Below are 26,148 nucleotides of genomic sequence, written 5' to 3'. Positions count from 1 at the left end.
CAGCCCCCGGGACGCTTTTGGACCGCATCTTATCTACGGGAGTAGGGGATGCGCAACCGGCAGTTGTCTGGGCCGGCGGTATCCTCTTGCAGCAACTTTCGAGCTTGCGTTTGCTTTGCGATGCCATATACTTTGCATCACAAAGTAACGGGACGAGCAATCCCGGAGACACGGGCGAAGCGAGGTTCTGCCGTTGCCAATGCGCGATCTCGACAAGGCACTGGCCGACATCGTGGCGATTCGCAGCCAGATTGCGGCTGGTACGGCGTTCCGCGGCTATGGCCCGGCAACGATGGCAGCGACCGGCGCTGTCGCGCTACTCACCGCGATCCTGCAATTCTGGCTGCTGGGCGATCCCACCGGCGAGCCGCTCGGCTTTTTCCTCGGCTGGTTCATAGCCGCCGCGCTGTCCGGCCTGATCATCGGGATCGAGATGCGTGCGCGTTCGCACCGCCATCATTCGGGTCTGGCCGACGCGATGATCCACCAGGCGGTCGAGCAGTTCCTGCCGGCAGGCGTTGCCGGGGTGCTGCTCGCGGTGGTGATGTGGAAGTTCGCGGCCGAGACGCTTTGGCTGCTCCCGGGCCTGTGGCAGATCCTGGTATCGCTCGGCATTTTCGCTTCCGTCCGCTCGCTGCCGCGCACCGTTGCGCTCGCCGGTGCCTGGTATTTCGTGTCCGGCTTCGCCGTGGTGGTGCTCGCGAGCCAGACGCACACGTTGTCGCCGTGGACCATGGGCCTGCCCTTCGTGATCGGGCAGTCGGTGATGGCGGGCATTCTCTATGTCGCATCCGGAGACCATGATGTCGAAGACTGACAGCGCGCCCTTCTCCTATGAAGGGCTCGACCGCGTGATCCACGAGAAGGCGAGGCTCGGGCTTCTGAGTTCGTTGATGGCGCATCCCAAGGGGCTGGCATTCGCCGACCTTAAACAGCTCTGCGGCCTCACCGACGGCAATCTCAGCCGGCACCTCGGCGTGCTGCAGGAGGCCGGCCTCGTCGAGGTGACCAAGGGCTACGAGGGCAACCGCCCGCACACCAGCTGCCGCCTCACCAAGACCGGGCGCCGCCGCTTCCTCGACTATCTCGCCGTGCTCGAGCGCCTGGTGCGCGACGCTGCGAAAGCCGCCGGCCGCGAGGCGCCGCCGCTCGGCCGCCTCGGTATCGTCTCGACCTGATCTTCCCCCCTTTTTGACCGGAGACTTTGCAATGCAAAGTGACCTTGCGTCCCGCAACGAGAAGCTTCATGTCGGCATCATCATGGATGGCAACGGACGATGGGCGACGCGGCGCGGCCTGTCGCGCGTGCGCGGCCACGAGGCCGGCGTCGAGGCCATCCGCCGCATCGTCGAGGCCGCGCCAAAACAGGGCATCGGCACCTTGACGCTCTATGCCTTCTCCACCGACAACTGGCGGAGACCAAAGGCCGAGGTCGCGGCGCTGATGACATTGCTGCGCTTCTATCTCGCCCACGAGGTGCAGAGCCTGGTCAAGAACGGCGTGCGCCTCACCGTGATCGGCCGCCGCGACCGGTTGCCTGACGGCATCGCCAACGCGATCACGCGCGCCGAAGAGACGACCGCTGAAGGCTCGACGCTGCACCTGCGTATCGCCGTCGACTATTCCGCGCGCGACGCCATCCTCAATGCCGCGGCGAAGGCGGCCGCGCTGACGAGCCTTACCCGCGAAGCCTTCTCGCAGCTCGTCACCGGCGAAGCCGGCTTGCGCGACGTCGATCTCATCATCCGCACCTCGGGCGAGAAGCGGCTGTCGGACTTCCTGCTCTGGGAAGGCGCCTATGCCGAGCTGCACTTCACCGAGCGGATGTGGCCCGAATTCGACCCGAGCGATCTCGCCGCCGCCTTGGCCTCCTTCCACGGCCGCGAGCGCCGCTTCGGCGGCCTTCAGGCGATCGTGCCCGAGGAGGTGCCTTCGCTCTCCCGTGTGTGACGCGCGGCACATGAAAACGAGCTGTTCGTTTTCATCCGCATGATTGGCAGCTCCGTCCAAGCGGACGGCGCGCGGCCTCGGCTAGGTCTGCAAGTCCCAGCAACCTGCCGAAAGCATCACGCATGTCACAGCTGTTTCCGGGAGCCGTCATCGAGCCGGTCGAACTGGCCGAAACGAAGGGCATGGTCTGCATCAGGACCGCCAGCGAATCCGATGTCGAGAGCCTCTCGGTCTATTTCACCAGCCTTTCCACGACATCGCGTAGCAAGCGCTTCATGGGCGCGCGAACCGATCTCTCCGTGGTCGCGGCCGAATGCGTCGCCAAGAGCGGTGGCCGCGACCACTTCACCTTGCTCGCCGAGCTCAGGGAGGAGGGACGGGGCAGGATCATCGGCGAAACGCTATACGCGTACGATGCGATGGCTCGGCATGGCGAATTTGCCATCTCCGTTGCCGATGCCTTCCAGCGCATGGGGCTCGGCTTTCAGATGATGACGGCGATGGAAACGCGCGCGATCGATCTCGGCCATGAGATGATCGCCGCCGAGACCGCGCGCACGAATGCCGAAATGCGCAGCCTCGCCAGGAAGGCTGGGTTCAACGACACCGGGCAGGGAGACTGGCAGTCGGTTCATCTCGCAAAACGCCTGTCTCGATAGGGAGACACAAAGATCGATCCTCGCATGAGGGCCGAAAGGGCCACGCAAACCGCAGTCCCAGCGAGGCGGTGACTGAGGCCGCTTCACTGGCAGCGGCATCCAATAACAACTTTGAGATGAAATCAACCGCTATCCACCCGCTCCCGCTTGCGAGCGGCGACGTCCTTGTCCGAGGACCCGACCACGTGCGCTTGGCGCGCCGGCATCACGGACTTCACCTCCGCGGTGCTGGACCTCTTGAGCCAATTCTGGTGTCTTGACGATCCATCAACGCGGATGTCCGCATGACCTCCTTCAAGACCATTCGTGCCCGCGCTGAGAAGCGCAAGGGCGGGCCCAAGGCGCTGGAGAAATTGATGCCGGCAAAGCCGGACCTCAAGCGGCTGGCCAAGCTCGGCGACGACCGCGTCCTCGCCGAAATGACCAGGCGCGTGTTTTGCGCCGGCTTTGCCTGGAGCGTGATCGAGACGAAATGGGACGGCTTCGAAGACGCCTTCCTGCATTTCCAGCCGGCCAAGCTCACCTTCCAGCCCGAGGATTATTGGGAAGGCCTGCTGCGCGATGCGCGTATCGTGCGCAATGGCGCCAAGATCATGTCGGTGCGCGACAACGCCGCCTTCGTGCAGGAGATCGCGAAGGAGCATGGCAGCTTCGGCAAATTTCTGGCGAAGTGGCCCTCGTCCGACGAGATCGGCCTGCTCGGTCTCATGACCAGGCGCGGCAGCCGGCTCGGCGGCAATACCGGGCAGATGCTGCTGCGCTTCGTCGGGTGGGATGGCTTTGTGACGTCCGGGGACGTGGTAGCTTGCCTGCGCGATGCCGGTCTCGACATTGCCGAAGAGGTCAAGTCGAAGGGCGATCTCGCCAAGGTGCAGGCGCAGTTCAATGCCTGGGCCGAGGAGACCGGTCTGCCCTACACATATCTGTCACGCATCTGCGCGCTCTCGGTCGGTGAAAGCCGCAGCGCGTAGCAGGTCCCCGAAGCCAGGAAAGAAAAATGGCCAAAGCCTATTGGGTTGCCACCTACCGCGCGATCAAGAATCCCGATGCGATGGCGGCTTACGCCAAACTGTCGCGTCCGGCGATCGAAGCGGCGGGCGGCCGCGTGCTCGCACGCGGGATGCCGGCTGCGGCCTTCGAACTCGGCCAAATGGAGCGCGTGGTTCTCATCGAGTTCGACAGCGTCGAGCGCGCCAAGGCGGCGTATGCAAGCCCGGCCTACCAGGCAGCTCACGATCTGCTCGGAGACGGTGCGGACCGCGACATCCGGATCGTCGAAGCCGTCGATTAGACCCGCCCGCGGATAAATCGTGTGTATCTTGTGGCGATCTCGTGCCGCGAGCGCGGCAGATGCAACGCGCGATCACGAAATACATTTTTTGGGAACATTTGTGCGCAGCACCTGTTCGGAATCGAGCCAGGCGGACAAAGGCGTAGGGAACGCGTGCTCCCGCCCCGGGCCAACGAAACCGTATACAGAAACGGAGCAGCTCATGAAGCTCACATCCGAACAGGTGAAGCAGACCGTCAACCAACTCGGCGCTCAGGTGCTGCCCGACGAACATCCGGCCATGCCGCAGCTCAACAGCATGTTCGGCGAGCATACCTTCTTCGTCGACGAGATGGGCCTCAAGGTCCTCGAGCCCACACCATCGCTCGGTGCCGATCGCCAGAGCGGCGAAGTCGTCAGCCTCGCCGATTGGGGTGATTCCGACCTGACGCGCCTGATGGCGCACGAGCCCGAGCCGACCGGCGTGATCGTCGTGTTCGAGCACGTGAGACATTGATTGCCCCCGAGCGGGTCGAGCTTTACCGGTGGCGGGGTTGAAAATCCCGTCACCGTCGGCCGCGCGCCGCTCTCCGAGGCGGCTCCAGCGATCGCAGTTTCATGCATCGATCGGGATCTCGATCGCGATCTGAGTCCCTGGACCCCTCTTGCTTTCGAGGCGCAGGCGCCCGTTCAGGGACGAGGCCACCAAATTGAATGCGATGTGCAGCCCGAGGCCGGCATGTCCGCTCTCGCGGCCGGTCGTGACGAACGGATCGAAGATCTGCGCCTGCAATTCCTCGGATATCCCAACGCCGTCGTCGGTGCAGACCAGCCGGACCCGTTTCGCGTCCGGCTGGCTGACTGTGAGCGCGAATCTGCCGCCTCTCTTGTCCGGGTAAGCATGCCCCGCGGTATTGAGGGCGAGATTGCTGATCACCTGCGCGAGTGCTCCCGGGTAGCTGTTGAGCTTGATGCCTGCCGGGCATTGGACGTCAATCGTCAGAGCATGGTGCGATAGCAGCGGCCCAAGCTTGGACATCAGCTCAGCCAGCCAATCCTTGAGCTCGAAGGCGCGCCGGTCCTCGTCGGCCTGGTGGACTGCGACCTGCCTGAAGCCGTGCACCATCTCGGATGCGCGATGCAGATTGTCGAAGGTCAGGTCGAGCCCCTGTTTGAGCCTGTCAATTCCCTTGGTCAGATCGGATCGCCGGACCGACGCTCCGCCCAATGCGTCGGCCATTGTCTGCAGATCGGTCTGCATGGCCGTCGAGGTCGTCAGGGCGAGGCCAAGCGGGGTGCTGACCTCGTGAGCCACACCGGCCACCAATCGACCGAGCGAGGCGAGCTTTTCTGCCTGCACCAGATGTTCCTGGGTCGCGCGCAGATCGCGCAGCGATTTCTCCGAACGCTCCTTCTCCCGCTGCAGCGCCTCCGACGTTCGGAATTGCTTTCGCGCCCGGTATTCGCGCGCAGCCACGGCGTAGAGCGATAATGCGTAGGCGTTGCCGACGAGAGAATGATTGATGAATCTCAGGCCCACCGGCATCGCCGGTGCGAACGTCTCGGCGACCAGCAGCGCCAGCCATGACAGAAGGCAGAAAATCGCCAGCGAGCCGATCCGCAAGGGCAGCATGGTGGAGACGAACAGAATGATCATCATCATGCCGGGGGCGGCAAAGGTGAAGCCCGACGGCAGGACGAGATAGATGCTCGGCAGGATGCAGCCGGGAATGACGCAATAGACGAGGAAAATCGTCTCTGCCCATGGCTTCATCAAGCGCCGTGACAGTAACGCGGTCAGCGGGAGCAGCACGAACAGTGCGGTGCCGCCACGGATGGCAAGCGTGGTCGGAACGACTTCGGGATAGAGCACCCAATCCCAGAGGGTGTAGCCGGCATAGGTGGCGGCGCCGAGCAGCATCGCGATCTGCGTCCACCCGAGACTGCCTCGGACGTATTGGTCGACAAACCGGCGCTCCTCGATGCGGTCTTCGAAGCGCAATCCGAGGCGTATCAATAAGGCGAGCATTCCAGCATCAATCGCGAAAAATCGTGTTTTACTGTCTCTACGACAGGTTTTGCGCCGCGTCGCGGATAAAGATGTCGCGTTTGCCGAGGGGCCTGTCGGCCCCGTTCAAATGCCCAAGGTCAGCTGCGGCTCCGCATCGTCCCCGGTCTGGAGCGCGGACAGCGAGACACCCAGCAGCCTGACGCGCTTGGGTAGCGGCATCTCGACTTCGAGCAGGCCGCACGCCAGCCGTTCCAGATCGTCCCGCCCCGCAACGGCCGCCGCGACGGACCTGCTGCGCGTGATGATCTCGAAGTCGGCAAACTTGATCTTCAGCGTGACGGTGCGGCCGCGATTGCCGGTCGCCTCGCAATGCCGCCAGACCTTGTCGACGAGAGGCTTGAGCTCGGCCGCCAGCGCGCCATATTCGGCGAGGTCGGTCGAGAACGTGGTCTCCGCGCCGATGGACTTGCGGATCCGGTTGGCCCGGACCGGACGATCGTCGACACCACGCGAGATCCAGTAGTAATAGGCGCCCGACTTGCCGAAATTCGCATTCATGAACTCCAGCGTCTGGTTGCGGATGTCGAGGCCGGTGAACAGGCCGAGCGCATTCATCTTCGCAGCCGTCGCCGGGCCTATGCCGTGAAACCTGCCGACCGGCAGCGTCTCGACGAAGGCCGGGCCCATCTCCGGCGAGATCACGAACTGACCGTTGGGCTTGCGATGATCGGAGGCGAGCTTGGCCAGAAACTTGTTGTAAGAGATGCCCGCCGACGCGTTGAGATCAGTCTCGGCCTTGATCTTCCCGCGGATCTTCAGCGCGATGTCGCGCGCCAGCGGGATGCCTTGCAGGTTTTCCGTCACGTCGAGATAGGCCTCGTCGAGCGACAAGGGTTCGATGATGGGCGTGTGTTCGGCAAAGATGTCGCGGATCTGCCTGGAGATCGCCTTGTAGACCTCGAAGCGCGGCCTGACGAAGATCAGATCGGGACACTGCCGCTTCGCAGTGACGGAAGGCATCGCGGAGCGAACGCCGAACTGGCGCGCCTCGTAGCTGGCGGCCGCGACGACGCCGCGTTCCGCGGAGCCTCCGACCGCGACCGGCTTGCCGCGAAGGTCCGGATTATCGCGCTGCTCCACCGATGCATAGAACGCATCCATGTCGATATGGATGATCTTGCGGACGGGCGAGGCTTCGCCGGTCACCGTGTCGGATTCGCTCATGGAAAGATGATACAATTGCGCGATGCGATGCGCGAGGTGATGGATGTTTCAGTTGTTGTTGTTCGTGGTGGGCGTGGTCGGCATCGGCTGGCTGATCGGCGCAACCAATCTCCCCGGAGACTGGTATGCCGGCCTCGCAAAACCGGCCTTCGTGCCACCGAACTGGGCGTTTCCGGTGGCCTGGACCCTGCTCTACATCATGATCGCCATCGCGGGCTGGCGGACCTTTCGCCGTGAGCCGTCGGGCCGGGCAATGCTGGTCTGGGCGACGCAACTCGCGCTGAACTTCGCCTGGTCTCCGGTCATGTTCACGATGCACCAGATCGGCGCCGCGCTCGTCATCCTCATCGGCCTGTTCGTCGCGATCGTGACCTATATCGGTCTCGAGGCATCACGAGACAGGCTGGCCGCCGCATTGTTCGTGCCCTACGCCGCCTGGGTCGCGTTTGCCGGCGTGCTCAATGCGGCCATCTGGCGTTTGAATTGAGACATTCAACCTCAACCAGTTCAAAGAGCAATCTCAGGCTTGTGAGTGGCAAGCATGGTCACGCGACCTAATATGAGCCCACGGAGGACAGCCAATGCAATACAGCTCCGAGCTCATTCACACGATGCGTCAAGCGCTGGAGACCGTGATGGCGAGCGTACCGGCCCATCAATCGGTGTTCGGTCTGAAAGCGGCCGTGGCGGAATGCATCCTGAACGCCGCCGCACACGGCCAGACGTCATATGACGGATTGGTTACGTCGGCTTCCGATCAGATCCAGGCGATTATCGCGGTGCTGACGTGAGCGTCGGCCTGAAACGGCCGCAAGACTGGCGCACCCGACACGATTCGAACGTGTGACCTTTGCCTTCGGAGGGCAACTCGACCGGTTCGGTGGGCTTGGCGTCTCTCTGGTGCTAGGTCTCAAAAGTCCTTGAAAGACAGGCGATCACCGACAATGAGTTAAGGGCATGCTCTCCCATAGGTCAAGTCACGGAAGGCAGAATTGGTGTGACTGCTGTGACCGTGCTGTGACCGCGACAAGCTGATGGAGGCCCGTACGGGGGAGTTTTGCCCTAATGGTCTATTAGATACGTCTACGAAAAATTTCGTCGAATCTGGCATCTGAACTCTTGCGCGAAGTCTGGCCGGAACTGTGCAAATACTGGTCCGCCGTTCGCGGCAAAGCCAGCTGTACCGACAATCCGACCCGCTACTTTTTGGAAGGCAGCATTCCTTTGCGATAATATCTCTAATGCGAAAAGTGCTTCGATGGCGCTCAAGCCCATATGCAACAATCTTGCCGTGGTCCCGGGGTAACACCAACAATTGGCGCTCAGGACGATAGCGAATTAAAGTGCTATCCGGTGACCTTGAAAATGATCGAATTTCTCCAATAGCTGAAGAAGCGCTTCTCCGCGTGCGGTCAACTTGTACCTTAGCAATTCCTCTGATCGCTTTACCCTCTCTGCGAACTCTGGAACTGCTTTGAGGGCACGGTTCGTATTGTACTTGCGAACAGGAGTTCCCAATTCAGCCGCCTTCTCCGAAATTGCAGCGCACGTTGCAGCCGAGCCGAGGGCTCGAAGCGCGTTCAATGTACGATAAAGTTCGCTCTTCTGATTGCGCGACTGAGTAGGAGCCCTGTGCTTACCAGTCATGGTCACGATCAGCGAATCAATCCTCTCCTTATAGAGCTCTAGTGTACCATCGTTGCGAACCACATCGGTTGCTATCTCTGTAGGAACCCTCAGCACGCCAAAGCGGGCCTGTTGTTCGTCTTGCTTCACAAAGTCAACGAACGTTTTTACGTCCTTGTCCCGCGCCCGGCGAACATGGCGCTCGAATCTGGTCCGAACGTCAGCATCAACGAAGACGATCCGCGCGCTGGGGAAGCGTTCGACTAGTAGCGAGACCTCCTCAACTGTTCGTAGACCGGTTACCACATTGAGACTTGCCGGACTGCGCTCAATGTATTTTGCGATAGTATGCGCGACACAGTCCAAGCCATGAGCGAATAGGAACCTATATGCGTCATCCGCTGTTTCGACCTGCTCATCAGCTTCACTTGCGAGGCTGCGCAGTACAGAGCTCGCTTCAAAAACCATGACGTCGTCTCTAGCGATGAGGTAATCGCTCAGCGTAGTCTTTCCAGCGCACTTGTTGCCGATGACGACCAGCACCTGAGAAGGCTTGTCCTCCTGCATTAGCTCTTTGAACAATAATTGTTGCTCAGCAATAGGAGGCAAAGCGGGCCGTCGAACGATGTAGAAGTTGGGCGGAATGTTCAGCGCCAAGTTCAGTTCTTCAAGACGAGAGATGAGAGCAGACAACGACTTCGCCCTAAAATCGAAGGTCAACGATTCTTCGAACTCCATCTCTCCCAGCCGCTTTGTGGCGCCTTGCGGGATGAACCATCCATTAAAGGTATCTGGCGTTAGCCAGGGATACTGAGCTGAGGGCGAAAATGCAGGCGGAGAGGTCGCAATCGCCCCTTCCGTTTCTCCATGAAAGAAGACTTTGCGAGAAAGAGTTGGCAAATAAAGTGCAATGTCGGATTTGACTACAACTCTTCTGTCATTGCCCTTCTTCCTAAGCTCACGATCCAGCGCCTCAAACGATGCTGAGGAGAACCACTCTTTAACCGCTAGCCCGGGATAATCTGTCGCGCCCTCGCTCAGAGCTTCGATTCTCAGAGAGGTATCCTCAACGAAAAATATCGAGCGTACACCGAACTCCGCGTTAACCTGCTCTATGGCGCGATCGAGCAGCTGTCTTGTTTCAAGTGAATAGTCCTCATCGTATGGCTCTCGCCGGCCCCTATAGTGACGGAGTGCATATCCGTGCCGCATGAACATCAGCTTAGCCTGGAGCAGCTTATCGGCGTTCGACGTATAGAAATAGACCGTAAGCACGCGATCAAATCGCAAGGCGTTTCCGTATTGAGGTCTCATCGCCATGCCCCTGCCCGGAGCTCGTAGCCTGCGTTCCAGCCGGACGCCACGCTTAATATTGGAACACCAAAATCCGAACTAACTGATCTAACACAACCGAGGCGTTCGCGGTCCGAACAGGGCAGGATGATATACAGCAAAGGGCCAACGCTGCTCATTCCAGCTGCAAGACCATGGTCAAAAAGCGTCCTTAAGCAAGACTGAGTTCGCGCGCTACACCTCTGCACTTCTCGCATTTTGAAGCCTACTTGATGCAAACTTCGTAGTGACGAGCAGAGAGTGTTGTAATCGCTAAGCGCGAATGATGGGAGCACTCCGTGATAGAGTATAGCCATCGTTTCGAGCGCCTCCTCCTTTGGCACTGGCGCATTTTCGCTGAAGAATGTGGCCTCATCGTCTCCCGACATCGTCGGCTCGTCCGGCAAAAGGAGAGCAATTTGCCACACTGTCGGAAATGCTAATCGCGCCAGCAGCGGCGGAATATCTGTCGCGATCTTCGTGCTTGAAGGCAAGAGGCGCATCCCTGGGGAAAAACGATGCCCGACATCCCAAACTATGCCACCCTGAAAGAACGCATGAAGTCCTACACCTGAAGCCGCTCCTCGACCGCTAAGCCGCTGCATTTCATCACTAGAGAAACCGAGTTCATTGATTGCGTTTGCGCCAGCAATGATCGAAAGCGCGAGCGATGTCTTGCTTCCCAAGCCAACGTGCTGCTTAGGAACTGATCGAATCGTTGCGTTGAAGCCAATGCCCTGCCGAACAGACTTCAATCGTTCAGTAAGCGCGAAAATCTCATGTTGAGCCCTTGTGTCGAGCGCCTCTGTTCCGACAATCTTGACCGTTTGGCACTTCTCAAATTCAATGATGGTCGGTTCGCAGTCGAGCGAGAAGCCAACTCCACCGAACGAACGAGGAGATGCGTTCCCCATGTCGGCTAAGCCGATATGAACACGTGGTCGTGCGATAACGTGCTTCATCGTAGAGGTGAGGGCGTGCTTAAACTCCATAGCGCCTCAAAGTGTTTCTCAAGAGAATCAAATAGAAAGCCGCCGCGCGACACCAAGAGCGTTGGAGTATTACGGCTTTGTTGGTGCAGCAGATACGGCCCCCAAAAAATCTCATCATCCATGCGAAGCACGTTGATCGCAGGAATGCAGGCGACCCTGTGCACCTTGAACTGACTTCGCCTTAGACCGGAGAGCTTCGAGACCGCGTCTTCAAATGCGAGAATGTCGCCTCTGGTTTTGCCTGGAGAATGGTGCTCTTCGCGGTCACGCTGATCTACGAGACTATGCGCTGGAGTGGGAAAATCCGGATCAATTAGCAAGATGCGAACTTGAGCACGTCGTGACCAATCGACAAAATGCTCCAAAAAGTCTTGCCTGAAGGAAGATAGTCCATAGCCGATCAGGTCAATCCTTCGGGCAACATCGAGCCGATGCTGATAGGCCTCTCGAATTTGAACGGAGCGGCCTGGGTAAATAGCAAAAAGCCCAGCCTTACTAATCGTTTCGAGTTGCGTCCGCAGGGCGTCGGTGAACGATACGTAGAGGAATAGCGACACGCCGGCTATACCCGAGGCAATCAATGAACCGCCTATTCCCTCGGCGAGCCCAGCTCCCATCCAAGAACGCGACCAGGTCCCGAGAAAGAGCGCTCCCAGTAGAACCATAACGGTATGGGACAAAATCCAAATGGCTCCGAGACGCGACCATAGTCTCCGGCCCACCGCCTTAAGCACCGTCCCGCCCCCTCAGTTAGCCGACCTCAGTACCTTAGGAGGCCATCACAATGAGTATCTATAAACTACGCGACGTAAAGTTGCGAGGCGGGGATCTAGACTTAGGTCTGATGCCCACTATGAAAATCGTCACTCCTAGGGCGGTCAGCGTATCTCTCTATCTTTATCTTTGATGCGCGCGAACTGCTTCCTCGACTTCAATGATTAGTGTGTTTAGCCTGTCTATTTCGCTTAAGAGAAGTCTGACCCGTTCTTTATTAGGTTTCGTCCTGCCCCTCCCGTAATAATTGATCTCCCGTTGAATATCCCGGCGGAGACTGATTTTACCCGCACGGACCAATTCTAGGTTTTGGATTGCTCGCAGGCTCAAGCCTCGTTCTCTGATGAGTCTTTCAAACAGGAGGTGGTCGCTGGCTCTCGCGACGGCTGGCTCGCGATCATTGAAGTCTAGTAGCGCCTGTGAGAGTTCTTCTTCTGAAATGCGTTCATCTGCATCGACCTTTTTCAAAAGTAAAACGATGCCGCGCGGCATGAAGTAAAAAGTGCGCAAAGCATCGCAGATTTGTTGACGAACCGTGTGATCGTCGCGGTTGCTAGGTACCCATTCCTTCACGGCCTTGGCTAGGTCGAGCCCGGCCTTGATGGTTGCCAAATCCATTGTGCTTCCGTTCGAACAAGCTGCATGAAAAGCGTCATTCTACTCCCGAGAGAAGCCAAATCAATTTGGTTCGTTAAGCAAATCGACGCGCAGATAGCAAATTGGCAACCTCAGGCGCCAGTTTTGGGGCGGCCGCTGCGGTCGCCGATGGGAGCCGAAGCTGGTGCGCTTCGGTGAGGTTGGGTGTCAATCTTCCACGCAGTGTGCTCCGAGCGCACTATCGAGCCATCAGTTGGAGAAATGAACTCCGCTCGCCCCCCTCTTGGGATTGGCTCACGGCTTGCCGAAGATGGTTGAGTGGTACGGGCACTACCGAAAAGTTTGTCGAACAGTCCCATTCCGCGTAGCTCCATTCTTGCGTCGTTAGCGTGTCCGTCACCCAAATTCGGAAGCTTGTTACGAGCAACGCGTGGGGGCCGCTAATGTCCCTGTGTCTTGCCGCGTTTCTTCGGCGCGATCTTCGCGCCAGTAATAAAAAGTCGGTGCAGCGTGCCGTCCTTCATCGTCGGTTGAGCGACAACGCGGAGAACCGCTCCCTCATCGAGCGCCTTCGTATAGACATTGTGAGGCGCATCGAGAGTAGCGTCGGCGATCTTTCCAGAAACAATTTTCTTTTGGTCCAGGATCTCAATCCGGCAAGCGCCGTTCGTCTTGAACACGCCATGGATTTTCACATCGTAAGTGACCGGCTCACCCAGTGTAAGTAGCTCTGGTGAGCGCAGCACCTCGGCGGCTGGTTCGTCGATGACCGACGAATGGCGACTGCTGCCGATCTGCAACGACCGCACAGTTCTTCCGACGGGCTCCGGTATCTGCCGCAACGACGCTCTATTTTCGCGATGAAGTTCATTGATGATCTTGATCAGCGCCGCCTTGTCTCGCATCTGTCCGCGAAGGACCTGTTGGGCAAAGTCGTTGTGTGCCATCGCTAGTTCGTGAATTTTGTCGACAGCGTTGCTGGTATCTTTCTTTTTACCAAGCGCCTTCTCAATCACAGCGCCTACTAAAAGCTCCGTCAGCTTCTTGCCGACCGTCAGTAAGATAGGGGTATAGAGCGGCATTTGGCCGGAAGTGACGACGGCGAATATCTCTTGGACGAGGCCATTCTCCTTACTGGGCCCCACGCAAAATCGGATTTGATATGACCGCGGATCATGGGTGATCTCTTCGTGAAATATCTCATGACAAACGCTGTTAGCTAGCTTAGTCACCCCGATAAGCGACTTGCCGAACTGTTGAGCGTCAACGAGATGCTGATCCGCGAGAAGACCCCGGTAAGTTACGGGTATCGCGTCGAAGATTGGCCCCTGCATTCCCTGTGTCCCTCCCCCTAGAGAATGATAGTTGCCGCCCCTACTTTCGTCTACCTTTAGATGATCGGCTTAGAATCCGATTGAGAATCGCTGCGACGCGGAAGCAACTTGTTGCTATGAGTGTGTGGCTGCGAATACCTTGCAAGTGTGGGGCAACAGGTGATTGACGGTACGAAGCTAGAAGCGTTGATCGCTGCCGCGAGTGCGTCCGGAGGGGCGGAGAGGGCTAACTATCAGATTTTTATTGAGCGGTTGTGCGGTGCCCTCGGCCTGACCGGCCCCGATCTCGCAAGGGAGGAGAACTCCCTAAATGACTACGTCTTCGAGCGTCGCGTTGACTTCAAGCATCCGGATGGGACCACCACTTCCGGCTTTATCGATTGCTATCGGAAGAATTGCTTCGTGCTCGAAGCAAAGCAATCTCGGAAGCGCCAAAAAGCCAGGCTCGCGGCTGACCAACTGCTGCTTCTTGGTGAAGACGAACAGCAATTCAAGTCAGGACACGCTCTGCGTGGGACACGCGGTTGGGACCAGGTGATGCTTGCTGCTCGCAAGCAGGCAGAGGATTATGCTCGCGCCCTGCCTGTCGAGCACGGTTACCCACCCTTTCTACTCGTCGTGGACGTAGGTCATGTGATCGAAGTCTATGCTGACTTCTCCGGCCAAGGGAAAAATTACGCGCACTTCCCTGACCGGCAATCCTACAGGATCAGTATGGACGATTTGCGCGATCCGAACGTTCAAGCGCGCTTGCAGGCAATCTGGAGGGACCCTCGGTCACTCGATCCAACGCGAATTTCTGCGGAGGTCACGAGGGACATTGCCGAGCGTCTCGCCAAGATAGCAAAGCGGTTGGAAGAGAAGTACGACGCTAAGGACGTGGCAGAGTTCTTGATGCGCTGCCTATTCACCATGTTCGCGGAGGACGCGCAGCTCATACCCGAGAAGGGGTTTCATAAGCTGCTCGGGCAAATGAGAGACACGCCCAAGCACTTCGTCGCAGCGCTGGAAAGCCTCTGGGCAGTAATGGACCAAGGTGGTTATGCTCCGCACCTCAATGTCACTCTGAAGAAGTTCAACGGCTCGCTGTTCAAGAAAAGGTCGGCATTTCCACTAGACAGGGAGGACATCAACGAACTGTGGATTGCTGCTAGTAAGGATTGGTCGAATGTCGAGCCGGCGATCTTTGGTACGCTGCTTGAGCGCGCTCTGGACCCGCGTGAGCGCTCGAAGTTAGGGGCGCACTATACGCCTCGCACCTACGTTGAGCGTCTTGTCGTGCCTACGATCATTGAGCCGCTGCGATCCGACTGGGAGTTGGTTCAGGGGCAGGTGACCGAGCTGAGAGACCAAGGGAATCATCGGGGAGCTTTAGCCACCGTACTTAAATTCCACCGCAGGCTTTGTACGACCCGCGTACTAGATCCGGCGTGCGGCACCGGCAATTTCCTCTATGTCAGTCTTGAACTGATGAAGAAGCTGGAAGGCGAGGTGCTAGAAGCTATTAGCATTCTTGGTGGACAGCCGGATCGGTACAGTGACTACCCGGAAGTAGCCGGTAGGGACCTCGTGGGGCAACGTTTGGCTCGAACCGGTGGACGCTTCACTGTCGATCCACATCAGTTCTATGGTCTTGAGTTGAATCCTCGCGCGGTCGTCATCGCCGATCTGGTTCTTTGGATCGGTTATCTCAAGTGGCAACTCAAGACGGGCGGTCTGGATGCAATTCAAGAGCCGGTGCTAGACGTTTACGGTACTATCAAGCAGCAGGATGCAGTTGTTGCTTACGACCGGCAGGAGTTGCTGCGAGATGCCAATGGACACCCGTTGTCGCGTTGGGATGGGGTAACAAAGAAGCTTCACCCGATAACGGGCGAAGAGATTCCTGATCCCGACGCCCAGGTCGAACTCTACAAGTATGTTGGTGCGCGGCCGGCTCCATGGCCGGAGGTTGACCTGATCGTCGGCAATCCGCCATTCATCGGCAACAAAAGAATGATTCAGCGGCTCGGAGAGGGCTATGTCACAGCGGTGCGTACTGCCTACCCGCAAATCGCCGCGTCGGTTGACTTCGTAATGTACTGGTGGTGGCGTGCTTCGCAGTTGCTAAAGAAAGGAAGCATTCAACGTTTTGGCTTCGTGACGACGAATAAGCTAGCCCAGTCATTCAATAGGACGGTCATCGACGAATTTCTTCGGGAGCGACCGGCCTCCCGTATTGCTTTTGCAATACCAGATCATCCCTGGAATGACGACGACACTTCGGCCGCAGTTCGAGTGGCCTTCACCGTGGGGGAACTAGGTGAGGCAGTCGGCGTCTATCAGCGAGTTGTTCGAGAAAGTTCAGACGGATCGGTGGAGCTCGCGACGTCATCGGGAAAAATTTCCGCGAACTTGACCATCGCTTCTGCGTCCTCCGCACCCAAAAAACTGCTGGCTAACGCTCTCCTCGCTCATCAGGGGGTCATACCCCTTGGTGAGGGCTTTCGATTGAACGCCAAAGAAGCCTTTCAGCTAGGATACCGCAAGGGAGAACAAGAGGCTGGAATTAAGCCCTACAAAATCGGACGGGACCTTCTGCGCCGCGATCAAGGTCTATTCATCATCGATTTGTACGGTCTTGAATGGAAAGACGTAAACAGCAAGTTCCCACAGTTGGCGCAGATCGTGCTCGACAGGGTGAAGCCTGAGAGAGACGGCAATAGGCGTCCTCGGCGAAAAGAAAAATTCTGGCTGTATGCTGACACCTGCGAAGATATGCGGCAGGCGTTGCGTGGCCAGCGACGTTACATTGCGACTTGCCGGACAGCGAAACACCGCGCGTTCATCTTCCTAGATGGAAACGTGTTGCCTGACACTAAAGTTGTAGCGATAACGCTGTCACAACCGGAAGCGCTAAGTGTACTGAGCTCAAGGGTTCACATCGCCTTTGCAATCGCGCGCGGTGGACGCCAGGGAGTTGGTAATGATCCAGTTTACCAGCACTCAGATACGTTCAATTGCTTCCCGTTCCCATCTTTGAATCCGGCTATCGCCGAGCAATTGCGCGCGCTCGGTGAGCGGCTTGATACCTTCCGAAAAGAGCGGCTGGCGGAGCACGACTTTCTAACGATGACGGACATGTACAACGTGCTTGAGCGCCTGCGAGAACTTGAGAACGATGACGAGTTGCCGCCGCTCACTGATGTTGAGCGCGACGTTCACCAAGCAGGGCTTATTTCTATACTGAAACAAATACACGACGACATTGATCGGACCGTCTTGGCTGCATACGGATGGGAAGATCTGATCCCTTCATTGGTCGGGAGGCCCGGAGCGACGCTACCCTTGCCACACAAAAGTTCCGAACAAGCGATGGCCGAGGATGAACTTCTAAGTCGGCTAACTTTGCTCAATCACGAGCGAGCGGCGGAAGAGAAGCAGGGCGTTGTGCGCTGGCTCCGCCCCGAATACCAGTCTGGAAAGCTGGGTATCAAAGTCCCCGTGGCAGTCGAAGAGCACGTCGGCACGCTGGATGTCACACTGCCAGATGTTTTGGAACGTCCCAAATGGCCGACCGACGGCCTGGAGCAAATCAGGTTGGTGCGTGACCTTTTGGCAAAAGCGCCTTCTCCAGCCGCGCCGGATGTCATCGCCGGTATACTTGACGGTAGGAACACTAGCCGACGGCGTGACCGCATAGCGGAGGTCTTGGATACCCTTGTTGCAACAGGTCTTGCCCGGACAGGCGAGCACGAGGGCCAGAAGAGGTACTTCCTACCGAGATGAATAGACAGATGCGGACGCGTGTTTGAGGACGGGGCACTAGGCCCCGCCCTTTCTTAGGTTCTCGCTTCGCCACAAGGGTTGAAGATTGCTGAAGTGGCATAGCGAGATCAATTCGCTCATTGTTCGCGCCGACGACAACGGCCTGATGTGATCGACTTCCCATTGCCGATACCTCTCCCAGCACATTCCCGTACGAAACTGGCCAGCGATGTGATCGCGCAATTCGGGATGGTCGCAGCCGACTGCATTGGCGGGGCTCGCGCGGCCCCTGAGAGCCATGCCAGTCCGTCTTAGTGTATTGCGATACATTCTGAACGACGGGTCTGTGAAGCCTCTGAGGGCTTCTCGCTGGCGTGCCTTAATGGCGTTGCAGGCGACGCATTGCCGGTTGCTCACGAACCGTTCGGCTCTATGGCCCGCTTTGCACGGCAGGCCAGTATAGAAACGAGAAAGGCCGCTCGCGGCGGCCTCTGCTCTTGTCATTGTACTCAGGTTGTAGGCACTGCCGTACCCAATGCCTATGCTTTCACAAAGTATGCTTCCGCTCCTTGTCCGCGCTGTGGATAATAGCTCACGCCAAGAGCATTGAGGTTTAGGCGCTCGGCCGATGATGGACACTGAATCCGCTTGATAAACCTGTCTAGTGACGCAGATGATATGCCGCTGGCTGATCGTACTTGCGCTTTTGTGTAGACATCCGGCCGGGCGTTCGTGAACAGTTCAAGGAACACCTCAGTAGTAGGTACTGTGCGCTTCTTCCGTTTAGCGAACTCGACCTGCCAACCGATCATTCGAGCGCCAGGCAGGCTGCTCATGACTGCGGAAAGGACCGCATCGCCGTCCGTACCGTTCGGCAGTAATAAAAAGACCGATGTAGGTTTGCAACGGCCTGCGCTATCTATGGCGCGACGCATCCGCACACGATGAATAGCTTGGATTGCACTTGCGGCCATATGGCCGCGATGCAAGGTGGCTAATACATCGTCGTACTCTTTGGTATGCCGGGTTGCTGGGGTCTGTAGCCATTCCGTTGTTTTTGCTCCAAGCAGTGCCTGAGCGATATTGGCCGGGGTGGCTCCATCCAAATAGGGTAGGCCGAGTAGCGCCACAGCTTCGTGTGTATCCCAATCGTTCCTTCCATCTATTTCGCCGTAGTGCGCAAGGCTGATCCGAGGCAGTGCGGTAACGTCAACCTTCTCACGGGCGATTTTGTGGAGGCAGACTAGAATACGTTCGCCATTCGGTAGTGCGGCCTCAATCGCTTCCCTGTACTGAGGCCACAGCTTTTCAACGTGGTCCGCCATATAGCCTTTGCCCGCCTTGTGGCCGCGCGCCACATATAACTTCACATTATCGTAGTTCCGTACACTGGCCGGAGCCGCGATGACGTTTGCCGGTGGGGAAAGAAGACCGTACCCCGGATATACTGCTGCGGTAGCATCGAGAATGATGCCGGAGCCGTTGCGAAGTGAAGGATGCAGCGTTGCCGAATTTAGCTGCGCGATCTTGTTACGATAGCTGATCCAAGCCCAGCCATTGGATTGGATCGCTTCAATCGCGGAAAGGGTCTTCTGCACGACCGCTCGTAAGCAGGTCTTTGTCGGGCCGCACTCTACAGCCAAGGCATAGTTGTCTGCCGCAGAGAGTGCCTCGCGCATCCGTCTCGTGTCGATCTTATAAATATCCTCAATTTCATCCGTACGAAGCCGTCTGCTTCTATTCGTAGTTTCTGGATGAGTGATCGACGCAAGTAACGCCTCTAGTGCAGAGTATTGCGTTCGGTTTGCATCAGTGAGGTATTTTAGCGCGCCAAGCGTCTGTGCCAGCCAGTTTGAGTTTAGCTGTACGCAAGCAGCGAAATTTGGAGTTTCGTCGATTATGATCTTTGCACGTCGAGACTGGAGCCACCCTGTAAGATGTTCCCAAATAGTGCCTTCATCTGTGGCTATTGTATCTTCTGATTGATAAAGCTCGCATGCACGATGAGTAATCGCAAGAATGGGGAATCGTGTTGCATCGGCCAAGGTCGTGCTTGCGTCGCTATGATATGCGGCTGCGACTTTACGGCCTGCATGCCGATTTACTTGTTCAACAAACAGATCGGCCTCTTCAGTGAAGCGCGTTACGAACAATACGCCGGGGTGCAGGTTGCCCAATTTCAGGTTGTTAAGAGTAATCTGCGGATTCGGGATCAACGCGCAGTACAGAGCTGCGAATTGGGTTTTTCCAATCCCTGTCGGCATCGCCAGCGCAGTCCATCCTACTGAGTTGGGTTGTCCGGCTGCATTGAGTGCGTCACACATTATGCGCCACGATCGCACAAGCGGGCTACTGACTTCGTTGCCGAAATTGCGCCAAAGCCTTGTCATTGCTGCTATTGCGATGTCTGGATCGACATGCGCCATTTTGGTCTCTCCAAAAGAAAAAGGCCCGCCGACGTTGAGGTCGGTCAGGCCAGTTGCTGTTAGTTTATCACTTGGTTCTATAAGAGGGCCAAGCTGATAACTGATGAGGAAAGCCGAGTTGGCGCTTGCTCGCGCTCTTGTTGTTCTTCGGGTCGGCTAGAGGTTTAGTTTCTCTAATAGGGAGGGCGCCGAAAAGTCGCTACGCTGACGGTCTTCCGGGCAGGCTTAGCCATCCTCCCATCCCGCTAGTTGCGGCGATTGTCCAGGCTATTGCTCGGATCTTCGCTGATAGGCGTACAGTGAAAGCTACATCGCTGGGACCGTTGGGAGGCTTCATGGTGTCCCTGAAATGCACCTCAATGGCTGTCCGACTTCCCTCAGTAGATACGGCCAAGATGACTAGCATTGGCGTTTCCCTGAACCACCTGCGCTCGGCTATGCACATCACGACGAGAGAAAGAACTGTACCGTCTTCGTATTGAAGTGGGCAGCTAATGAGATCGTCCTGAGCGCCCGAAGGCTGTAGACCCATACTTTCTAGCGGTAGTGTGATTAACTGTGCGACGTGCTTTGGCATTGCGAGGGCTCGGTTGTTGTTCATGCCGCGAGCGCCTTGCTTTCGCGTAGCTTCGTAACGAGGTCCTCTGGCCTCAGGTGGGTGTAGCGAAACAGCGTCCGCAAGTCCCTGTGTCCGCTGATGGATGCAACCTCGGCCGTGTTTAGTCCCTTCTCAAAAAACCGACTTACAGCCTCGTGCCTCAGATCATGAAAACGTAGCTCCAGTACTCCCTTGCAACCGGCTCGCTCTGCACGGCGCTTGCAGCGTTCCCACGCTAGTCGGAAGGCATTGGCACTGATCGGGAATGCGTACTCAACACCCGTATCGGACGCTGCCTTGCGTTCCATGAGAATTGCCACAGCCCGCTCAGTGAGCGGGATGGTGCGCGCCTTGTCCGTCTTGGTGAAGGGTACGTGGAGGACAGCTCTATCGAGGCTCACGTCTCGCCATCGGATGCCGAGTAGTTCGCCGCGCCTCAAGCCTGTTTCGATAGCAAGCTGAAAGCCATGCAGGAGCCATGAACCATTGACTGCACTACAAGCCTTGGTCAATGCCTGTAGCTCGCCGGGTTTCAGTCTGCGCTCTCGGCCCTCCGGTGCCTTGGGTTTCCGAAGCCCGGCTATTGGGTTCTGCAATGCAGTGTAGCCCCATTCCCGGCGTGCCATCTCGAAGATGGAGCGTAACAGCCCCAACTCCCGGATCACTGTGCCAGGCTGTACCAGTTTCAAGCGCATGTCGCGATATTTGCTGAAAAGCGCAGCATCGACCTTCGCTAATGGTAGGGCGCTCCACCGTTGACGAAGGAACACTTCGATCCGCTTACGCTCAGGAATAAGCCCACGCTTCTCATTGGTGACGCTGTCGCGATACCGCGTAAGGAGCTGTGCAACGGTGATTGTATTGAGCGACCGTACATCGTTGGGGATCAACGTCCGGTCTAGCTCGGCTTCGATCTGCCGTGCCCAACGTTGTGCATCGGATTTGGATTGGAAGGACTTGGCTTGTGGAGTGTGTCCGTGGCGTCTGACTTGGACCTGCCACTTGCCGTTTCTAAACCGTAGGCTCGCCATGCAAAAAGCTCCTCTCGTGTGACCAGCTTGTGACCGGCCGGTCTGAGGAGCTTTTGAGGAGCTACCGCCAACGCTCTAAAACGTTGGAGTATCAAGAGAAACGCTGGCGCACCCGACACGATTCGAACGTGTGACCTTTGCCTTCGGAGGGCAACGCTCTATCCAGCTGAGCTACGGGTGCAGTGCTCGCTCATTTAGCCGATTGGCGCGGGGCGGGCAACCGGTTCTCGCCACATTGCGCTTTAAGCGGTTTTGCGCTGGACGGGCACCGGAACCGCTGCGGCCTCCCTACCAAGGCTTGCGAATTCGGCGAGCACCCTTTCGGCGCAAATGACGCGGTTGCGGCCGAGGCGTTTGGCCACATAGAGCGCCTCGTCGGCCGCGCCCAGCAGCCGGTCGGGCCCGCCATCGGCGCCGCCGGGGATGTGGCTGGCGACCCCGACGCTGAGGGTGACGTGGTCGCCGGCGCCCATGGCGCCGTGAGCGATCCGCAAGGCGATGACGGCGCAGCGGATCTCGTCGGCGATGACGCAGGCGCTATCGCAATCCATGTCCGGCAGAATCAGCGCGAACTCCTCGCCGCCATAGCGGCTGGCGAGATCGAGCGGACGCACGGCATGCCGGCTGACGACGGAGGCGACCGCGCGCAGGCATTCGTCCCCGGTCTGGTGGCCGTGGTGGTCGTTGAACAGCTTGAAATGATCGACGTCGACGAACAGCAGCGCCAGCGGCTTCTGCGTACGGTGGGCGCGGGCCCATTCGCTCATCAGCATCTGGTCGAACGAGCGCCGGTTCGAAAGGCCGGTCAACCCGTCCTTGGTGGCGAGCTCCTTCAGCGCCATCTCGGCGCGCTTCTGGTCGGTGAGATCGCGCAGCGTCTCCACCACCGCGATCAGATGGCCGGCTTCGTCGTGGATCGGACCGGCGTCGATGGCGAGATAGAGCTGGCTGCCAAGCTTCGGCATCGTGCACCAGTTTTCCGCGGAAAAGCCGAGCCCGTTATGGCCGCGCGCGGCATATTCGGAATAGAACTCCGGTAGCCGCTCGGGGCGGTCGAGCGCGACGAGGTCGGCAAGGCAGGGACGCCTGGTCTCGTAGAAGGCCTGCCAGTGCTTGTTGGTGCCGATCACCTCCGAGGCGGCGAGGCCGGTCAACCGCTCGCAGGCCCTGTTCCAGATCACGACGCGGCGCTTGGGGTCGATCACGAAGGTCGGCACCACCAGATGCTGCATCAGCCGCACGGCATAGGAATCCGCGACATCGACGGTCTTGGCCGACGTCTTGCTTGACGTCTTCGCTGGCTTCGCCATCAGGCCACCGCCGCCACCGGCAAGGCTCCGGGCAAACCATCGCCCGGGCCGAACAGTTTCCGCACCTCGCTGGCCGGCTTCGGCGGGCTGAACAGGTAGCCCTGCATCTGCGTGCAGCCGAGCGCGCGCAGCAACTCGCGCTGCGCCTCGGTCTCGACCCCTTCGGCGACCGTGGTCATGCTGCTGGCGGCTGCGATGTTCACCACCGCCTGCACGATGACGGGTGCGCCGCTCGTCTCCGCGATGTCGGCGACGAAGCAGCGGTCGATCTTGATCTTGTCGAACGGGAAGCGCTTGAGATAGCTGAGCGAGGAGTAGCCGGTGCCGAAATCGTCGAGCGCGATGCGCACGCCGATCGAGCGGAGCTGGTGCAGGATCGAGAGCGCAGCTTCGTCGTCGCGGATCAGCACGGCCTCGGTGATCTCGAGCTCGAGCCGGCGCGGGTCCAGCCCGGAGGCGGCGAGCGCGCCCGCGATGCGCAGCGCCAGCGTGTCGCATTTGAGTTGCACCGGCGACACGTTGACCGCAACGCGCACATGCGACGGCCAGGTCGCGGCCTCGTTGCAGGCCATGCGCAGCACCCAATCACCGAGCTCGTTGATCAGGCCGGTGTCCTCGGCGACGGGAATGAACTCGGCCGGCGATACCATGCCGCGATCGGGATGGCGCCAGCGCAGCAGCGCCTCGCAGCCCGACACGTCGTTGGTGCGCAGGTCGACCAGCGGCTGATAGTGAATCTCGAAGCCGCCGTTCACCAGTGCCTGGCGCAGATCCTGCTCCATGCTCAGGCGCGCCCTGGCGCTCGCATCCATCTCCGGCTCGAAGAAGCGGTGGGTGCGGCGTCCCTCGGCCTTGGCGCCGTACATCGCGAGGTCGGCGTTCTTGATGAGCTGGTCGAGATCGGCGCCGTCCTGCGGCGCAAGCGCGATGCCGATGCTCGCATCCGTGGAGAGCTGATGGCCGAGACAATGATAGGGCTGCCGGATCGCCTGGTAGATCCGGGTCACGAAGGACAGCACCTCGGCCGAGGATTGGATCCCGGTCTGGATGACGGCAAACTCGTCGCCTCCGAGTCGCGCGATGAGATCGCCGTGCTTGAGGCAGCCACGGAGGCGGCCCGCGATCGCCTTCAACAGCTCGTCGCCGACGTGGTGGCCGAGCGAATCGTTGATGCCCTTGAACTCGTCGACATCGATGTAGAGCAGCGCGAACTGATCCCCGACCTTCGCCAGCTCGCGTTCGATCTGCTCGCGGAACAGCGTGCGGTTCGGCAGGTCGGTCAGAGCATCGTAATGCGCCATATGCGCGATCTTCTCGTGGGCGCGCCGTCGCTCGGTGACGTCCTCGACGACATTGATGATGTAGCGCGGCTCGCCGGACTTGTCGCGGATACCGATCCGGGTCGAAGTGATATAGCGCCGTCCGGTGGCCGGGGTATTCCAGATGTGCTCATCCAGGAACAGGCCGTTCGGCGATTGCAGCAGCTTGTCGTCATCCCGGGTGATGATCTCGGCGTCTTCCGTCGGGTAAAGGTCGAACGCGCTCTTGCCGACGATCGTCTCCGGGGCTTCGCCGAGCTGTTGCTCGGCCACCTGGTTGGCCAGGAGGTAGCGCCGCGTTCGGGCATCTTTCACGGTGATCCGCGAGGGGATATGGTCGATGATCTCGCGCAGGAAGGTGTGGTTGCGATCGCGCTCCTGTTCCAGGTGGCGGCGATCGGTGATGTCTTCGATCGTGGCGACCCAGCCGCCCTGGGCGAGCGGAGTGTTGATGACCTGGAAGGCGCGGCCATTGGCCAGTTGATGAATTCGCGCGGAGACCGTGCCTTCGGCGACGACCCTCATGACGTCAGCACAGAATTCCTCGACGTCACCGTCGAACGCGCCGCGCTCCTTGCGATGATACATCGCCTCGCGGATGTGGCAGCCGGGCTTGATGACGTCGTGGGAGAGGCCGAACATGTCGGCGTAGCGTCGGTTGCAGGTGACGATGGTGCCGCTCGCGTCGTAGAGGATCAGCCCCTGCGTCATGTTGTTCAAGGCGGTGTCGAGCCGCAGCCGCTCCGCTTCCAGCCGTTCCTGCGCTTCGCGGTTCTGCCGGTTGATCAGGCGGATGATCAGATAGAGGATCAGCGCGATCACGGCAGCCGAAAGCGCGGCGGTCGTCACCATGAAGCCTGTCTGCTGCCGCCAGTCGGCCAGCGCCGCGGCCGTGGTGTTGGTGGCGATGATGACCAGCGGGAAATGCGTCAGCGACGCCGCCGATCCGAGCCGCTCTTCGCCGTCGACCGGACTCCTGCCGCGGAGCGTCTGCTGGCCGCCATTGGCCAGCACCTTCTGCATCAGCGGCGCGTCCTTGAAGTTTCTGCCGATCAGCTCTTCGAGATGCGGATAGCGCGCCAGCATCTTGCCTTCGCGATCGAACAGCGAGATGGCCGTCCCCTCGGCCAGCGCGACAGACGCGAAATAGTGCTGGTAGCTGTCCGGATCGATCCGGCGGACCATCGCGCCGAGGAAGGTGCCGTCCGCGCCGGTCAACCGGCGGGCGACGATCGTGGTCCATTTGTTGATGATGAAGCTGCGGACGGATTCCAGCAGCACCGGTTCGGACTGCGGATTCGTCTTGAAGGTCTGAAAGTAGGCCCGTGACGAAACGTTGATCTTGGGCAGCGGGTGGGGCCGCGACCAGCTGATGAGGTCGCCATCGGCATCGTAGATGGCGATATCGCCGAGATAGGACACCGAACTGATCTTGCTGCGCAGCATCTGGTTCGCCGCGGGGCCGGACATGCGCTCGCGGAACATCGCCGGCGAGGTGATCTCCGCCAGGTTCATCTGCCCGATCAGATCGGCGGCGACGACGTCGGAATCCTCGAATTGCTGATCAAAGTGCCGGGCGATCAGTTGGACCGTGTTTTCCAGCTCGCGTTCGCGGTTGGCCAGGGTGCGCTCGCGAAATTCGCCGACGGCCATGGCCGTCACACCGAAGATGCCCGCGACCAGCAACACGCCGCACAGGGTCAGCCACAGGACAGGACCACGCCGCGCCAAGGCCTCCCAGCCGTTCCTTGCGGCTCGAGACATTCCGGCTGCCACCGTGGAAAAGACTTGGCGCATTCCCCCTCCCTGGAGGAACACGAATACACCGCACAAATGGCCTAAACCTTAGGAAAGCCAGTTACCTAAGCATTAATCCAGTTGCACAATCGCGTCCGTATGCAGCGGAGCGCGAAACGCGTCAGGGTTGTGCGGCAGGCGTAGCAATCGC

21 protein-coding genes and 1 tRNA gene are annotated in these 26,148 nt (G+C 59.0%); 10 read left to right on the top strand and 12 right to left on the bottom strand.

Annotated elements, in window-relative coordinates; genetic code table 11:
- Positions 1-199 precede the first annotated feature (199 nt).
- From XI03_RS28955 to XI03_RS28925, 7 genes are all read left to right on the top strand, one after another.
- Positions 200-817, top strand: a complete 618-nt coding sequence (locus XI03_RS28955; RefSeq protein WP_271594043.1) for a hypothetical protein — start codon at positions 200-202, stop codon at positions 815-817.
- A complete protein-coding gene (locus XI03_RS28950; protein ID WP_271594042.1) occupies positions 804-1,178 on the top strand; it encodes a winged helix-turn-helix domain-containing protein in 375 nt (124 codons plus the stop codon). Before XI03_RS28955 ends, XI03_RS28950 begins: the two co-directional genes overlap by 14 nt.
- A 31-nt stretch (positions 1,179-1,209) precedes the next feature.
- Entirely contained in the window at positions 1,210-1,950 is a 741-nt protein-coding gene (locus XI03_RS28945; protein ID WP_271594041.1) for a di-trans,poly-cis-decaprenylcistransferase, read from the top strand.
- A 122-nt stretch (positions 1,951-2,072) separates the two neighbouring features.
- The gene (locus XI03_RS28940) at positions 2,073-2,609 is read left to right on the top strand and encodes a GNAT family N-acetyltransferase (RefSeq protein ID WP_271594040.1); all 537 of its coding nucleotides are present in this window, start codon (positions 2,073-2,075) and stop codon (positions 2,607-2,609) included.
- Between the two features lie 284 nt (positions 2,610-2,893).
- Positions 2,894-3,580 (top strand): DNA-3-methyladenine glycosylase I, encoded by a 687-nt coding sequence (locus tag XI03_RS28935; RefSeq protein WP_038949395.1) that lies wholly within the window; start codon positions 2,894-2,896, stop codon positions 3,578-3,580.
- Positions 3,581-3,606: 26 nt separating this feature from the next.
- A complete protein-coding gene (locus XI03_RS28930; RefSeq protein WP_028139571.1) occupies positions 3,607-3,900 on the top strand; it encodes a DUF1330 domain-containing protein in 294 nt (97 codons plus the stop codon).
- 202 nt (positions 3,901-4,102) lie between these two features.
- Positions 4,103-4,396, top strand: coding sequence for a hypothetical protein (locus XI03_RS28925; RefSeq protein ID WP_018319488.1), 294 nt, complete (start codon positions 4,103-4,105; stop codon positions 4,394-4,396).
- 99 nt (positions 4,397-4,495) lie between these two features.
- Here the strand turns inward: XI03_RS28925 and XI03_RS28920 are convergent, their stop codons facing one another.
- Entirely contained in the window at positions 4,496-5,908 is a 1,413-nt protein-coding gene (locus tag XI03_RS28920; RefSeq protein ID WP_271594039.1) for a sensor histidine kinase, read from the bottom strand.
- 105 nt (positions 5,909-6,013) lie between these two features.
- Complete coding sequence (gene dinB, locus XI03_RS28915) at positions 6,014-7,114, bottom strand: DNA polymerase IV (RefSeq protein ID WP_038949392.1); 1,101 nt, start codon at positions 7,112-7,114, stop codon at positions 6,014-6,016.
- Positions 7,115-7,157: 43 nt separating this feature from the next.
- On the opposite strand from dinB, the gene XI03_RS28910 reads away from it, so the two are divergent.
- On the top strand, positions 7,158-7,601 hold the full coding sequence (locus XI03_RS28910) for a TspO/MBR family protein (protein ID WP_271594038.1): 444 nt from the start codon (positions 7,158-7,160) through the stop codon (positions 7,599-7,601).
- A 94-nt stretch (positions 7,602-7,695) separates the two neighbouring features.
- A complete protein-coding gene (locus XI03_RS28905; protein WP_271594037.1) occupies positions 7,696-7,905 on the top strand; it encodes a hypothetical protein in 210 nt (69 codons plus the stop codon).
- A gap of 547 nt (positions 7,906-8,452) precedes the next feature.
- On the opposite strand, the gene XI03_RS28900 is transcribed toward XI03_RS28905, so the two are convergent.
- The 5 genes from XI03_RS28900 to XI03_RS28880 all read right to left on the bottom strand — a co-directional run bounded on the left by XI03_RS28900 (position 8,453) and on the right by XI03_RS28880 (position 13,769).
- Positions 8,453-10,054: a non-canonical purine NTP pyrophosphatase gene (locus tag XI03_RS28900; protein ID WP_271594036.1), complete on the bottom strand. Its 1,602-nt coding sequence runs from the start codon at positions 10,052-10,054 to the stop codon at positions 8,453-8,455.
- Positions 10,051-11,064: a beta-ribofuranosylaminobenzene 5'-phosphate synthase family protein gene (locus tag XI03_RS28895; protein WP_271594035.1), complete on the bottom strand. Its 1,014-nt coding sequence runs from the start codon at positions 11,062-11,064 to the stop codon at positions 10,051-10,053. Before XI03_RS28895 ends, XI03_RS28900 begins: the two co-directional genes overlap by 4 nt.
- The gene (locus tag XI03_RS28890) at positions 11,031-11,681 is read right to left on the bottom strand and encodes a hypothetical protein (protein WP_271594034.1); all 651 of its coding nucleotides are present in this window, start codon (positions 11,679-11,681) and stop codon (positions 11,031-11,033) included. Before XI03_RS28890 ends, XI03_RS28895 begins: the two co-directional genes overlap by 34 nt.
- 280 nt (positions 11,682-11,961) lie before the next feature.
- The gene (locus XI03_RS28885; protein WP_271594033.1) at positions 11,962-12,456 is read right to left on the bottom strand and encodes a hypothetical protein; all 495 of its coding nucleotides are present in this window, start codon (positions 12,454-12,456) and stop codon (positions 11,962-11,964) included.
- 419 nt (positions 12,457-12,875) lie between these two features.
- Positions 12,876-13,769, bottom strand: a complete 894-nt coding sequence (locus tag XI03_RS28880) for a DUF7947 five-stranded beta-barrel domain-containing protein (RefSeq protein ID WP_271594032.1) — start codon at positions 13,767-13,769, stop codon at positions 12,876-12,878.
- A gap of 159 nt (positions 13,770-13,928) precedes the next feature.
- Here XI03_RS28880 and XI03_RS28875 point away from each other — a divergent pair, with 159 nt between their 5' ends.
- On the top strand, positions 13,929-17,537 hold the full coding sequence (locus XI03_RS28875; RefSeq protein WP_271594031.1) for a class I SAM-dependent DNA methyltransferase: 3,609 nt from the start codon (positions 13,929-13,931) through the stop codon (positions 17,535-17,537).
- Positions 17,538-18,055: 518 nt separating this feature from the next.
- Here XI03_RS28875 and XI03_RS28870 read toward each other — a convergent pair.
- From XI03_RS28870 to XI03_RS28850, 5 genes are all read right to left on the bottom strand, one after another.
- The gene (locus tag XI03_RS28870) at positions 18,056-19,942 is read right to left on the bottom strand and encodes a hypothetical protein (protein WP_271594030.1); all 1,887 of its coding nucleotides are present in this window, start codon (positions 19,940-19,942) and stop codon (positions 18,056-18,058) included.
- A 597-nt stretch (positions 19,943-20,539) separates the two neighbouring features.
- Positions 20,540-21,571 carry a tyrosine-type recombinase/integrase gene (locus XI03_RS28865; protein ID WP_271594029.1) on the bottom strand — a complete coding sequence of 344 codons (1,032 nt, stop codon included), beginning with the start codon at positions 21,569-21,571 and terminating at the stop codon, positions 20,540-20,542.
- 104 nt (positions 21,572-21,675) lie between these two features.
- Positions 21,676-21,752 (bottom strand) — tRNA-Arg (locus XI03_RS28860).
- 61 nt (positions 21,753-21,813) lie between these two features.
- On the bottom strand, positions 21,814-22,881 hold the full coding sequence (locus tag XI03_RS28855) for a sensor domain-containing diguanylate cyclase (RefSeq protein WP_271594028.1): 1,068 nt from the start codon (positions 22,879-22,881) through the stop codon (positions 21,814-21,816).
- A complete protein-coding gene (locus XI03_RS28850) occupies positions 22,881-25,997 on the bottom strand; it encodes an EAL domain-containing protein (protein WP_271594027.1) in 3,117 nt (1,038 codons plus the stop codon). Before XI03_RS28850 ends, XI03_RS28855 begins: the two co-directional genes overlap by 1 nt.
- Between the last annotated feature and the right edge of the window lie 151 nt (positions 25,998-26,148).

This window comes from Bradyrhizobium sp. CCBAU 65884 (assembly GCF_028128835.1).
Classification (GTDB): domain Bacteria; phylum Pseudomonadota; class Alphaproteobacteria; order Rhizobiales; family Xanthobacteraceae; genus Bradyrhizobium; species Bradyrhizobium ottawaense.
The sequence above is the reverse complement of the archived record's forward strand: the minus strand, read 5'-3'. Positions and strand labels throughout refer to the sequence as shown.